The sequence below is a fragment of the Pseudomonas allii genome, from assembly GCF_055380095.1.
Genome location: NZ_AP039450.1, coordinates 5,716,533 through 5,729,061 on the forward strand (window position 1 = coordinate 5,716,533; position 12,529 = coordinate 5,729,061).

Genomic DNA, 12,529 nt, shown 5'->3' on the forward strand with positions numbered 1-12,529 from the left:
TAGTGCACATTCAGTTGTGCTTGCCAGAGGCTAGTGACCCGCGAGTCAGAAGATAAATAGAAAAGCCGTACCAACCCGATTGATAAAATAATCTGGTAAGTGGCTGTTTTGGCGAGTATTTCGCGCGCGATTGATGGCACTTTGCAAACTAATTGCGTTTTAATGTGTCGATAAAAGCTAACAGTGTCAGCAGTTGTTTCAGGCAAGCCCTCTACGACTGACTTACACTAGGTGCCACCCTTCTCATCTGTAACAAGGAATAACCTATGGGCGTGATCAGTGAGTTCAAGGCCTTCGCGGTCAAAGGTAATGTGGTCGACATGGCCGTCGGTATTATCATCGGCGCCGCCTTCGGCAAAATTGTTTCCTCGTTTGTAGGCGACGTGGTGATGCCGCCCATTGGTCTGTTGATCGGTGGCGTGGACTTCGGTGACCTGGCGATAACGCTCAAGGCCGCCCAAGGCGATGTGCCTGCGGTGGTCCTGGCATACGGCAAGTTCATCCAGAGCGTCATCGACTTTGTGATCGTCGCGTTTGCGATCTTCATGGGTGTGAAGGCAATCAACCGCCTCAAGCGTGAAGAGGCCGTGGCACCCAGCCTGCCGCCGACGCCGACCAAGGAAGAGGTGTTGCTGGGTGAGATCCGCGATCTGCTCAAGGCACAGAACGACAAGCCGCTCTAATCGAGCCGGCATGAAAAAGGCGCCTGGTGTGAGGCGCCTTTTTTATTACCAGTAGTTTTCCACCGCCACCTGGCCGGGCCGTCGACTCAAGCTCAGGTTCATATCACGCTGCTTGAGCAACTGCCGCGTGTCATCGACCATCTGCGGGTTGCCGCAAATCAGCACGCGGGAATGCTCCGGGGTCAGTTCGACGCCCGCCGCGCGTTCCAACTCGCCGTTTTCAATCAACGTGGTGATGCGCCCATTCAAAGCACCCGCATGTTGCTCACGCGTGACGATGGGGATGTAGGTGAACTTGTGCGCGTATTCGGCCAGGTACTCGCGTTCGCCCAACGTGTTGATCAGCGCTTGGTAAGCCAACTCTTTGGCTTCGCGTGCGCTGTACACCAGGATGATGCGTTCGAATTTCTCCCAGACCTCGAAGTCCTGCAGGATCGACAAAAACGGTGCCACCCCGGTGCCGGTGCCCAGCATCCACAGATCTCGGCCGTCGACGAAGCGGTTCAAGGTCAGGAACCCCGTGGCCTGGCGCTCCACCATCAAGGTATCGCCCACTCGCAGGCGGCTCAGCTCGCTGGTGAACTCACCGTCCGGGACGACAATCGAGAAGAAGTCCAAGTGCTCATCAAACGGCGAGGACACCAAGGAATACGCACGCCATACCGTGCTGCCATCCGCCTTGGTGACTCCCAGTCGCACAAACTGGCCCGCCGTAAAACGAAAGCCCGGGTCGCGAGTGGTGCGCAGGGTAAACAGGCTAGGGGTCAGCGATTGCACGCCGAGCAAGGTCTGGCGGGTAAATTTCTCAGCACTGGCCGTCATGGGGGGCTCCGTTCTACAGGTGCCCTAGTGTCGCTCAAAGTCGCGTGCGGAAACACCCACGATAGGTAGTGGCATCATGCGATGCACGCAGTGATGGCAACTTAATTGCACCGCTAATCAATTCGCTATTAGCCCTTTAAGCCACTTCATAAATGCGCTGTTAGTTGATTGTTACAGAAGCTTCAAGCTTCTAATAAATCGCGACTTTCCAACTTGCCACTTGCTTAGCCCACTCACCTTCCTGCGTAAACATTCTTAAAGCTTGCTACCCAAGAACAAAATTTTCCTCTCTCCATGTAGTCCGTGTCCTACACTGATTTTCGTGCAGCTATGGGGGTTAAGGACGTACCCCAAGTCACGGAAAATCCATGGAGATTTACCCATGCTTAACTGGCGCAATACTCGACTCCACACGCTGGAAGGTGAGAACGAGGTCACCAGCGTATTTGAAATGACCATCAACAAGGCCTTCGAACTCGGCTTCCAATACTGTTCCTTCAAGATGAGTTCTCAACACACCAAGAGCCAAAGCAACCCCATAGAACATACAAACTATCCAAGTGAATGGACAAACGTGTACGCCCAAGCGCACTACTTCGATGTAGACCCCGTAGTGAAGCATTGTAAGGAGGGTGTATTACCCCTTGTCTGGAGGAAAGAAACGTTCGAAAACCTGCCCAGCCTTTGGTCTTTGGCCCAAACCCTGGGTGTACACAATGCGTTGACCATCAGCGTGCATGATTTTCGAGGTGTATTCAGCATGCTGACCCTAAGCCGCAGCCAGGGCGATATCAACCCGGAAGAGCTGTATGAAAAAGCGGGAATGGTGCTATGGCTCTGTCACGCCATGCATGCCGTACTGGCGCATAAGTTTGCCGAAAAACCCAGCATCAACCCTGCCAACAAATTGACCCCTCGGGAAACGGAAGTCCTTATGTGGTCAGGCAAGGGCAAGACTGCGGCGGATATCGCTGCCATTCTTTGCTTGTCCGAGCGTACGGTGGGTTTTCATGTGTGCAGTTGCCTCAAGAAACTGGGGGTCAACAACAAGATCGCCGCCGTGCTTCGCGCCGCGCAGGAAGGGATTATTTAACCGGCCAAGAAACACCGCATGTAATCCGGCTGAAAAAAACGTAACATTTACCGCCCATTCTGAGTGCTGAGCGGCCCCTCCGGGGTATCGCCCGCAGTGCACTCAGACGGTTCGGCCGCCAGAGTCGAACACCCATCGTTTACCCAGAGCCTCCCCTGCCATGCCCCTGCTCGAAAGCCCCTTTGCCCAGCTCGATCTGATCCGCCAGCCAGAGCAACACAACGATCCGCTGCAAGCCTTCGATGCCGCCGACGAGTACCTGCTCAGCCACTTGGCCGAACAGCAGCTGGCCGCGCACACCCGGGTGCTGGTGCTCAATGACAGCTTCGGCGCCCTTGCGGCCAGCCTTCAGGGCCAGGTGCAGGTGACCTCCAGTGGCGACTCGTTCCTGGCGGCGCAAGGCCTGGAAAAAAACCTGGTGCGCAATGGCAAGGCGTTTGACGCTGTTCCGTTCATCCCGGCCAGCCACCTCCCCACCGGGCCATTCGACCGCGTGTTGATCCGCGTCCCGAAAACCCTGGCCTTGCTGGAAGAACAGCTGATCCGCTTGCAAGGCCAACTGGCACCGTGTGCCGAGGTGATCGCCGGGGCGATGATCAAGCATTTGCCACGGGCGGCGGGCGAGTTGCTGGAGCGTTACATTGGCCCGATGCACGCATCGCTCGCGGTAAAAAAGGCACGATTGCTGATCGCCACCGCTGAAGATCGCCCCGTTGCCGTCTCGCCCTACCCCACCCGCTACGCCCTGGACACTCCGGCGATCGAGCTGCTGAACCACGCCAACGTGTTCTGCCGTGAAAACCTGGACATCGGCACCCGCGCGTTCCTGCCCCACCTGCCGAAAAACCTGGGCAGCGCCCGCGTCGCGGACCTGGGGTGCGGCAACGGCGTACTGGCGATTGCCAGCGCGCTGCACAACCCCGAGGCGCACTACACCTTGGTGGACGAGTCCTACATGGCCGTGCAGTCGGCACTGGAGAACTGGCAAGCCGCCCTCGGTGAGCGTGATGTGGTGGTGCGTGCGGCCGACGGCCTGGCCGGGCAAGAACCACAATCCCTGGACGTGGTGCTGTGCAACCCGCCGTTCCACCAACAGCAGGTGGTCGGTGATTTCCTCGCCTGGCGCATGTTCCAACAGGCACGGGAAGCGCTGGTGGTGGGCGGCGCCCTCTATATAGTCGGCAACCGGCATTTGGGTTATCACACCAAGCTGGCACGCCTGTTCCGGGGTGTTGAGCAAGTCGCCACCACGCCGAAGTTCGTGATCCTCAAGGCCCGCAAATAAAAAAACCCTGCTTCTCTCGCAAAAAGCAGGGCTGGAAAGCCGGGCCGCAAAGCCCGGATCGGGATATCAGTGGGTGGTCAGGCCGGCCGCATTCATAAACATGCGCATCAGGCTGGCCACAACGAACAGGGCCAGCACACTGCCAGTCCAGATCATCGCCAGCCACCCCAGGCGCCGCCACAACGGCTGCTTCTCGGCCTGTTCAATCTCGTGCAACGAAGGTTTGCCGGACATGGAACGACCCTCCTAGTGATAACCGTCTTCGTGGGTGACCTTGCCGCGGAACACGTAATAGCTCCAGAAGGTATAGCCCAGGATGAACGGGATAATGAACAGCGTACCCACTAGCATGAAGCCTTGGCTCTGCGGCGGCGCGGCAGCATCCCAAATTGAGACTGACGGCGGGATGATGTTCGGCCACAGGCTGATACCCAAGCCGCTGTAGCCCAGGAAGATCAGCACCAGCGTCAGCAGGAACGGCGTGTAGTGTGCATTACGTGCCACCGCGCGGATCAGCCCGTACATGGTCACCAACACCAGGATCGGCACTGGCAGGAACCAGAACAGGTTCGGCAGGGTGAACCAGCGCGAGGCGATTTCCGGGTGCGTCAGCGGCGTCCAGATGCTCACGATGCCGATTACCGCCAGCACCACGAAGGCCAGGGGCCGCGCCAGGTTGTGCATCTTTTCCTGCAACGAGCCTTCGGTCTTCATGATCAGCCAGGTGCAGCCGAGCAACGCATAAGCCACGATCAGCGCCACGCCGCAGAACATCGTGAACGGCGTGAGCCAGTCCAGCGAACCGCCGGCAAACTGGCGATTCACCACCGGAATGCCGTCGATGAACGCGCCCAGCGCCACGCCCTGGAAGAACGTTGCCGCCAGCGAGCCGCCAATGAATGCCTTGTCCCACAGGTGACGCTTGTGGTCCTTGGCCTTGAAGCGGAATTCGAAGGCCACGCCGCGGAAGATCAGCCCGATCAGCATCAGGATCAGCGGCAGGTACAGCGCCGACAACACCACCGAATAGGCCAGCGGGAACGCGCCGAACAACGCCGCGCCACCGAGTACCAGCCAGGTTTCGTTACCGTCCCACACCGGGGCCACGGTGTTCATCATCACGTCACGGTCGGTCTTGCCCGGGATAAACGGAAACAGGATGCCGATACCCAGGTCGAAACCGTCCATGACCACGTACATCATGATGCCGAAGATGATGATCACGGCCCAGATCAGCGGAAGATCAATACCCATCTCAATGCCCCTTGTGCTGGATGTGGGTGTGGTCGTCATCGCCGCCATCATCGGCGGCGGACAACGGACGGGCCGGTGTACGTTTCTGGCCAGGGCCACCGTGGGTGGGTTCGCTGCCTTCGTGGGTCTGAGGTCCTTTGCGGACCAGGCGCATCATGTAGCCCAGGCCCGCACCGAACAGCGCGAAGTACACCACCACGAACAACACCAGGGTGATGGTCATCTGCGCCAGGCTATGTCCGGAGGACGCGTCCGCCGTGCGCATCAAGCCGTAGACCACCCACGGCTGGCGGCCGATCTCGGTGGTGAACCAACCCGCAAGAATCGCGATCAGGCCGGACGGGCCCATCCACAACGCCAGGTACAGGAACGGCTTGGACGTGTACATCTTGTCGCCCCGGCGCAGCCAGAGGCTGAACAGGCCGGTGAAGATCATCAGGAAGCCAAGGCCGACCATGACCCGGAACGACCAGAACACAATGGTCGAGTTGGGACGGTCTTCCGGAGGGAACTCCTTGAGGGCCGGCACCTGTTTGTCCAGGGAGTGGGTGAGAATCAGGCTGCCCAGGTAGGGAATTTCTACCGCGTACTTGGTTTTCTCAGCCTTCATGTCCGGCCAGCCAAACAGGATCAGCGGCGTCGGCTCGTTGCCGATGTTTTCCCAGTGACCTTCAATCGCGGCAATTTTCGCCGGTTGGTGCTTCAGGGTGTTGAGGCCATGGAAGTCGCCGATCACCGCCTGAATGGGCGCCACGATCAGGGCCATCCACATTGCCATGGAGAGCATCTTGCGGATCGCCGGGTTGTCCTTGCCGCGCAGCAAGTGCCAGGCCGCCGAGGAACCGACGAAGAACGCGGTGGCCACGAAGGCCGCGGTGGCCATGTGCGCCAGGCGATACGGGAACGACGGGTTGAAGACCACGGCGAACCAGTCGGTCGGGATCACGCGGCCATCTATGATTTCAAAGCCCTGGGGCGTCTGCATCCAGCTGTTGGACGAGAGGATCCAGAACGTGGAAATCAGCGTGCCCACAGCCACCATCACGGTGGAGAAAAAGTGCAGGTTGCGCCCGACCTTGTTCCAGCCGAACAGCATCACGCCGAGGAAACCGGCTTCGAGGAAGAAGGCCGTGAGCACTTCGTACGTAAGCAGCGGGCCGGTGACGGCGCCGGCGAAGTCCGAGAAGCGGCTCCAGTTGGTGCCGAACTGGTAGGCCATGACCAAGCCAGACACCACGCCCATGCCGAAGTTGACGGCAAAGATCTTCGACCAGAAGTGGTAGAGGTCACGGTAGGTGTCGTTGTGGGTCTTGAGCCACAAGCCTTCCAGCACCGCGAGGTAACTGGCCAGGCCGATGGTGATCGCCGGGAACAGGATGTGGAAAGAGATGGTGAACGCAAATTGAATTCGGGCGAGATCGAGCGCCTCCAAACCGAACATATGTCTTCCTCTGTCAGGTAATACCGGCTGCTGGCGGGAGCCTGCACCCACTGCCCCCACGGATATGGAGTCTGGCGAATTTCGATTTGTTTCTTTTTTTAGCCAACACGTAGGGAATCTGGCCCTGAGGCCGCCAGGCCGATGCCCGGGCGGGCATTGATCTGGATCAAGCATTGCTGAAAGAGTAGTCCCATTTTCAGGATTGAACTGTGTGGTCTTTTGCCGCGTGACAGACTGCCTCAGCTCAGTTGTTGCAACTATCTGTTACAACTTAATGATAATCTCGGCGCTCCCTCCGGCCTTGACCTGAACTCCCAGATGCCTAGTGAACCCGCGTTGCTGTTGCGCCACCACCGCCCTTTCATCGCGTTCTGGCTGGCGCGTATCTTCACCGCCAGCGGCTTCCAGATGCTCACCGTGGCCATCGGCTGGAACCTCTACCAACTGACCGGCAATGTGCTGGACCTGGGGTTGGTCGGCCTGGTGGAGTTCGTGCCACGCGTGCTGTTCATGCTGCACACCGGGCACGTGGCCGACCGCTATGAACGGCGCAAGGTGGCGGCCATCTGCCAGACCGTGCAGGCGCTGATTGCCCTGAGCCTGGCCATCGGCGGCCTGACCGACAACGTGACCCGCGAGATGATCTTTATCCTCGCCTTCCTGCTCGGCGCTGCGCGCTCCTTTGAAATGCCGACCACCCAGGCGTTGCTGCCAAGTATTGTGCCCAGCGCCTTGTTCCCGCGAGCCGTGGCCTCGTCGCAGTCGGCCCAGCAATTGGCGACCATCGTCGCGCCGGCCCTAGGCGGCTTGCTCTACGCGTTCGGCAGCGTGTGGGTGTATGGCCCCACCGTGGTGCTGTACCTCATTGCCTGCGTGCTGACCCTCAACCTGCCCGCCCGCCAGACGCCGTTGAACAAAGGCAAGGCCACCCTGGATTCGCTGCTGGCCGGCATCCGTTTTATCCGCAGCCGCCCGGACATCCTCGGCGCCATCTCCCTGGACCTGTTCGCTGTGCTTCTGGGCGGCGCGACCGCGTTGCTGCCGGTGTTCGCCAAGGACATCCTGCTGACCGGCGCCTGGGGCCTGGGCCTGCTGCGCTCGGCGCCGGCGGTGGGGGCGTTGCTGATGTCACTGTGGCTGGCGCGGTTCTCGGTGGACCGCCATGTGGGCCGCGTGATGTTCACTGCGGTAGGCGTGTTCGGCGTGGCGACCATCGCCTTCGGCCTGTCCACCTCCTTCTGGTTTTCCCTGGCGGTGCTGGTGGTGCTGGGGGCGGCGGACATGATCAGCATGGTTATCCGTGCGTCGTTTGTGCAGCTGGAAACCCCGGATGAAATGCGCGGCAGGGTCAGCGCGGTCAATGGTCTGTTTATCGGCGCATCCAACCAGTTGGGTGAGTTCGAATCCGGCATTACCGCCCACTGGTTCGGCACCGTGCCCGCCGTGGTCATGGGCGGGATCGGTACGCTGGTGGTGACGGGCGTGTGGATCAAGCTGTTCCCGACCCTGGCGAATCGGGATCGCATGCACGTACCGGTGGAAGAGCCTATTCAAAAAACCAGCGTATAACCCATGTGGGAGGGGGCTTGCCCCGATAGCGCCATGTCAGTCACAGCATCGTTGACTGACACCCCCCATCGGGGGCAAGCCCCCTCCCACACTTGGATAACCGGTGCTGGCTAGACCGTGTCAGAGCACCTTATCGAGGGTGATGGGAAATTCCCGCACCCGTTTGCCGGTGGCGTGATAAATCGCATTGGCCACCGCCGCCGCGACGCCGACGATGCCGATCTCTCCCACGCCCTTGGACCCGAGGGCGTTGACGATCTCGTCATGTTCCTCGACAAACACCACGTCGATCTCGCCAATGTCCGCGTTCACCGGGATGTGGTATTCGGCCAGGCTGTGGTTCATGAAGCGCCCCAACTGATGATCGGTCTGGGTTTCTTCATGCAGGGCCATGCCGATGCCCCACACCACCCCGCCGAGAATCTGGCTGCGTGCCATCTTGGGGTTGACCACGCGCCCGGCGGCAATCGCACTGACCACCCGGCTGACCTTGATGGTGCCCAGGTCTTCGTCGACGCGGACTTCCACAAACACCGCCGAATGGGTGGCGGTGCTATAGCCCTCGCGTTTTTTGTCGGGTTCGCTGTCGACCTGCACTTGCAGCGCGTCTTCGCCACTGTCCTTGACCAACTGCGCCAACGACACACTCACGTCACCGGTGTGCAACTGGCCGTCTTCAAAGCGTACGGATTCAGCCTGCGCGAAGACCGGGTAAGTCTGGCGGGCAATGGCCAGCAGTTTGCCGGTCAACGCCTCGCAGGCTTGCTGCACCGCCGTGCCCACCGAGGAAACGGTAAAAGAACCACCCTGCAGCGGTGCGGTGGGCAGTGAGGAATCGCCCAACAAAAAGGTCACGTCGTCGACCGCCACGCCACTGGCCTGCGCCGCAATCTGGGTCATCACCGTGTAAGTGCCGGTGCCGATATCGGTGGTGGCGCTGCTGACCGTCAGCTTGCCTTGCGCATCGATCCGCGCCTTGGCACTGGCCTTCATCTGCATGGCTTCCCACACCCCGCCGGCCATGCCCCAGCCGATCAACTGGCGGCCGTCGCGCATGCTGCGCGGCTCCGGGTTGCGCTGGCTCCAGCCGAAACGCTCGGCACCTTCGCGGTAACATTCGCGCAGGGCCTTGCTCGACCAGGGTTTGTCTTCGTTCTGGTTGCGCTCGGCGTAATTGATCAATCGCAGTTGCACCGGGTCGATCCCCAAGGCGCAGGCCAGTTCATCCATGGCGCACTCCAGGCCAATCACCCCAAGGGCAGCGCCAGGCGCACGCATGTCCAGGGGCGTGAACACATCCAGGGGCACCAGTTTGTAGGTCAGTTGCACGTTGTCGCAGTGGTAGAGCATGCCGCTCCACTCCACCACATGCTCGCTGAAATCCTCGAAGCGCGAGGTCTGGCCGATGGCGGTGTGCCCCAGCGCGAGCAAACGACCATTGGCAGCGGCGCCCATCTGCAAACGCTGCAAGGTGCGCGGGCGGTAGCCGAAGGTGAACATCTGTTGGCGGGTCAGGGTGACGCGCACCGAGCGCTTCAACGCCAGGGAGGCCATGACCGCCAACGGCAACTGATACTGCGGGCGCAAGCCGGAGCCGAACGCCCCCCCAACGAACGCGGCAAAGATCCGCACCTGGCTTTGGTCCAGGCCGAAGACCTTTTGCACATAGGCCTGGCAGTTCTGCGGGCCTTGGGTCTTGTCATGGATGTGCAGGGTGCCGTCCGCCTGATACAGCACAGTGCTGGCGTGGGGCTCCATCGGATTGTGGTGCTCGATGGGCGTGCTGTAATGCACGTCGAGGCTGACGGCGGCGCCGCTCCATTCGGCCTGGAAGTTGCCGCGCGGCTTGGGCGGGGTCTGCGGCGAGGCGTAGGCCTGTTCCTGCATGGCCAGCAGGTCGGTTTCGAAGGCTTCGGTTGCGTACTCGATCTCCACCAGGGAACCGGCATGCCGCGCCAGTTCGAGGTTATCGGCGATCACCAAGGCCAGGGGCTGGCCGCTGTACAGCACGCGGTCGTTGTAGAGCGGGCGGAACGGCGAGCCGTCGGCGGCGTCGGCGTCCTGGAACGCATCGTCGTAGCTGGCGATTTTAGGTCGATTGAGGTGATGGATCACCTCCACCACGCCCGGCAGGGCCAGCGCCTTGGAAGCATCGATGCGCAGCACACGGCCCTTGGCGACGGTGCTGGACACCACGCTGCCATGCAGCAGGCCCTCCTCGGGAAATTCACCGGCGTAACGCGCCTGGCCGGTGACCTTGAGCAGACCGTCGACCCGGTCCAACGGTTTGCCGATGGCGGTCATGGGCGTTCTCCTGCGACAGCAGCATCACTCAGGGCACGAATGATGCCCCGGCGCGCCAGCTTGATTTTGAAGCCGTTGTGCGCCAGGGGTTCGGCGTCTTGCAGCAGGGCATCGGCAGCCTGGCTGAAGGTTTCGCGGCTGACGACCTGGCCGATCAACGCGGCTTCCACCGCGCGGTCGCGCCAGGGTTTGTGGGCCACGCCGCCGAGTGCAAGGCGTGCGTCGACGATGATGTCACCGTCCAGCTCAAGGGCTGCGGCGACGGACACCAAGGCAAAGGCGTAAGAGGCGCGGTCGCGAATCTTCAGGTAGTTGCTATGGTTTGCCAGGTTGTCGGCAGGCAGTTCGATGGCGGTGATCAGTTCATCGTCGGCCAGCAGGTTGTCATGTTGCGGGGTGTCACCGGGCAAGCGGTGGAAGTCGGCAAACTCAATGATCCGCGCCCCACCACGGCCCTCGACATGCACGCGCGCCGCCAACGCCGCCAGGGCGACACACATGTCCGAAGGGTGGGTAGCGACGCACTGCTCACTCGCCCCCAGGATTGCGTGGATACGGTTCAAGCCGGTGCGCGCCGGGCAGCCGCTGCCGGGCTCACGCTTGTTGCACGGCACCGTGGCGTCATAGAAGTAGTAGCAGCGGGTGCGTTGCAGCAGGTTGCCGCCAGTACTGGCCATATTACGCAACTGCGGCGAGGCACCGGCGAGGATGGCCTGGGAGAGCAACGGGTAACGCTGTTCGATCAACGGGTGCCAGGCCAGGTCGGCATTGCTCACCAGGGCGCCGATCAACAGTCCTCCGTCGGTCGTCTCCTGAATGTCATGCAACGGCAGGCCGGTGATATCGATGAGATGTTCGGGGCGGCTGATGTTTTCTTTCATCAGGTCCAGCAGGTTGGTGCCCCCGGCGATAAAGCGCGATGCAGCGCTGCTGAGGTGCACGGCCTCCTGTACGCCGGTTGGCCGGCTGTAATGGAAGGGGTTCATGGTTTGCCCTCCAGGACTTCCTCGATGGCATCGCGGATATTGCTGTAGGCGCCACAGCGGCACAGGTTGCCGCTCATCAGTTCTTGGATTTGCGCGGTGTCGTGGGCACGGCCTTCATTGGCCAGGCCCACGGCGGAACAGATCTGGCCAGGGGTGCAGTAGCCGCATTGGAAGGCGTCGTGCTTGATAAACGCCTGCTGCATCGGGTGCAGTTGATCGCCGTCGGCCAGGCCTTCGATGGTGGTCAGCTCGGCGCCGTCGCACATCACCGCCAGGGTCAGGCAGGCATTGATCCGCTTGCCATCGCGCAACACCGTGCAGGCGCCGCATTGACCGTGGTCGCAGCCTTTTTTGCTGCCGACAAGGTCAAGTTGCTCGCGCAGCAGGTCGAGCAGTGTGGTCCAGGGCAAGACATCCAGTTGGCGATCCTGGCCGTTGAGGCTCAGGCGTATCGAGTGGCTGACGAACGGTTGGGCCGCCGCGCCATTGGGGGTTGTGCTCATAAACACCTCACGGGTTGGTGGACATCCGCGGCGTTCAGGGAAGTCGCCGTCTCAGGGGTACGACTTCCCGGGGTAATGAGCGTTCAAGGTGATTGATCAGCGGATATTGAGCTGCGTGGTCAGGGTGTTCTGCGGGGGGTTGATCGAGGAATTGCTGTATTGGAACCAGCCCTGGGCCTCCACGTTCAGGTCAAACACATAGATGTAGCCCATCAGCGTGCCGGCCCCGTTGCAGGCCTCGCTGATGTTGCCGACCTGGCAGACCGCCGTGCGCTGCCCATTGAGCTCTGCGCCATCAAAGCGTCCCATGGGGTTGTTGCCCAGGCCGACTTCCATGACTGACACTTTGGTAGGCCCACGGTGCGTGCACATCTGCGTGCTTTGTGCGCGCTCCGGGATGGTTTCCGTGCACGCTGCCGATTCAACCTTGAACACCCGCACTTCGCTCAACGGCGGTGCAGTCGCGCCCCAGGCCGGTGCTGCGCCGAGCAACAGGCTGATACAGGGGATCAGGGCTAGACTCCACGGGCTGGCGTTTTTCATGTTGCAGATGACCTTCGTTTAAACGTCGGCGCAGTATGCCTCAAGG

12 protein-coding genes are annotated in these 12,529 nt (G+C 60.9%); 4 read left to right on the top strand and 8 right to left on the bottom strand.

Translation table 11 applies throughout. From position 1 onward, the window contains the following. The first annotated feature begins 266 nt into the window (after nucleotides 1–266). Nucleotides 267–683 (top strand): large-conductance mechanosensitive channel protein MscL, encoded by a 417-nt coding sequence (mscL, locus tag ACZ445_RS26165; protein ID WP_017737414.1) that lies wholly within the window; start codon nucleotides 267–269, stop codon nucleotides 681–683. A 45-nt stretch (nucleotides 684–728) separates the two neighbouring features. On the opposite strand, the gene ACZ445_RS26170 is transcribed toward mscL, so the two are convergent. Beyond that, on the bottom strand, nucleotides 729–1,505 hold the full coding sequence (locus ACZ445_RS26170; RefSeq protein WP_058427708.1) for a ferredoxin--NADP reductase: 777 nt from the start codon (nucleotides 1,503–1,505) through the stop codon (nucleotides 729–731). Between the two features lie 382 nt (nucleotides 1,506–1,887). Here ACZ445_RS26170 and ACZ445_RS26175 point away from each other — a divergent pair, with 382 nt between their 5' ends. Both ACZ445_RS26175 and ACZ445_RS26180 read left to right on the top strand, forming a co-directional pair. Continuing rightward, complete coding sequence (locus ACZ445_RS26175) at nucleotides 1,888–2,598, top strand: helix-turn-helix transcriptional regulator (RefSeq protein ID WP_058427709.1); 711 nt, start codon at nucleotides 1,888–1,890, stop codon at nucleotides 2,596–2,598. Nucleotides 2,599–2,758: 160 nt separating this feature from the next. After that, on the top strand, nucleotides 2,759–3,883 hold the full coding sequence (locus ACZ445_RS26180) for a methyltransferase (protein WP_058427710.1): 1,125 nt from the start codon (nucleotides 2,759–2,761) through the stop codon (nucleotides 3,881–3,883). A gap of 66 nt (nucleotides 3,884–3,949) precedes the next feature. On the opposite strand, the gene ACZ445_RS26185 is transcribed toward ACZ445_RS26180, so the two are convergent. The 3 genes from ACZ445_RS26185 to ACZ445_RS26195 are packed head-to-tail and all read right to left on the bottom strand — an operon-like array spanning nucleotide 3,950 to nucleotide 6,578. Beyond that, nucleotides 3,950–4,117: a DUF2474 domain-containing protein gene (locus ACZ445_RS26185; RefSeq protein ID WP_010206690.1), complete on the bottom strand. Its 168-nt coding sequence runs from the start codon at nucleotides 4,115–4,117 to the stop codon at nucleotides 3,950–3,952. Between the two features lie 12 nt (nucleotides 4,118–4,129). Then, nucleotides 4,130–5,137 (bottom strand): cytochrome d ubiquinol oxidase subunit II, encoded by a 1,008-nt coding sequence (gene cydB / locus ACZ445_RS26190; protein ID WP_058427711.1) that lies wholly within the window; start codon nucleotides 5,135–5,137, stop codon nucleotides 4,130–4,132. 1 nt (nucleotide 5,138) lies between these two features. Next, complete coding sequence (locus ACZ445_RS26195; RefSeq protein ID WP_464707749.1) at nucleotides 5,139–6,578, bottom strand: cytochrome ubiquinol oxidase subunit I; 1,440 nt, start codon at nucleotides 6,576–6,578, stop codon at nucleotides 5,139–5,141. 318 nt (nucleotides 6,579–6,896) lie between these two features. Here ACZ445_RS26195 and ACZ445_RS26200 point away from each other — a divergent pair, with 318 nt between their 5' ends. Next, entirely contained in the window at nucleotides 6,897–8,147 is a 1,251-nt protein-coding gene (locus ACZ445_RS26200) for an MFS transporter (RefSeq protein WP_058427713.1), read from the top strand. Between the two features lie 120 nt (nucleotides 8,148–8,267). On the opposite strand, the gene ACZ445_RS26205 is transcribed toward ACZ445_RS26200, so the two are convergent. From ACZ445_RS26205 to ACZ445_RS26220, 4 genes are all read right to left on the bottom strand, one after another. After that, nucleotides 8,268–10,451 carry a xanthine dehydrogenase family protein molybdopterin-binding subunit gene (locus ACZ445_RS26205; RefSeq protein ID WP_058427714.1) on the bottom strand — a complete coding sequence of 728 codons (2,184 nt, stop codon included), beginning with the start codon at nucleotides 10,449–10,451 and terminating at the stop codon, nucleotides 8,268–8,270. Further along, nucleotides 10,448–11,437 carry an FAD binding domain-containing protein gene (locus ACZ445_RS26210; protein WP_464707750.1) on the bottom strand — a complete coding sequence of 330 codons (990 nt, stop codon included), beginning with the start codon at nucleotides 11,435–11,437 and terminating at the stop codon, nucleotides 10,448–10,450. The genes ACZ445_RS26205 and ACZ445_RS26210 overlap by 4 nt, the downstream gene beginning before the upstream one ends. Continuing rightward, a complete protein-coding gene (locus tag ACZ445_RS26215) occupies nucleotides 11,434–11,940 on the bottom strand; it encodes a (2Fe-2S)-binding protein (protein ID WP_058427716.1) in 507 nt (168 codons plus the stop codon). The genes ACZ445_RS26210 and ACZ445_RS26215 overlap by 4 nt, the downstream gene beginning before the upstream one ends. Before the next feature lie 96 nt (nucleotides 11,941–12,036). Next, complete coding sequence (locus ACZ445_RS26220; protein WP_058427717.1) at nucleotides 12,037–12,483, bottom strand: DUF4879 domain-containing protein; 447 nt, start codon at nucleotides 12,481–12,483, stop codon at nucleotides 12,037–12,039. Nucleotides 12,484–12,529 lie beyond the last annotated feature (46 nt).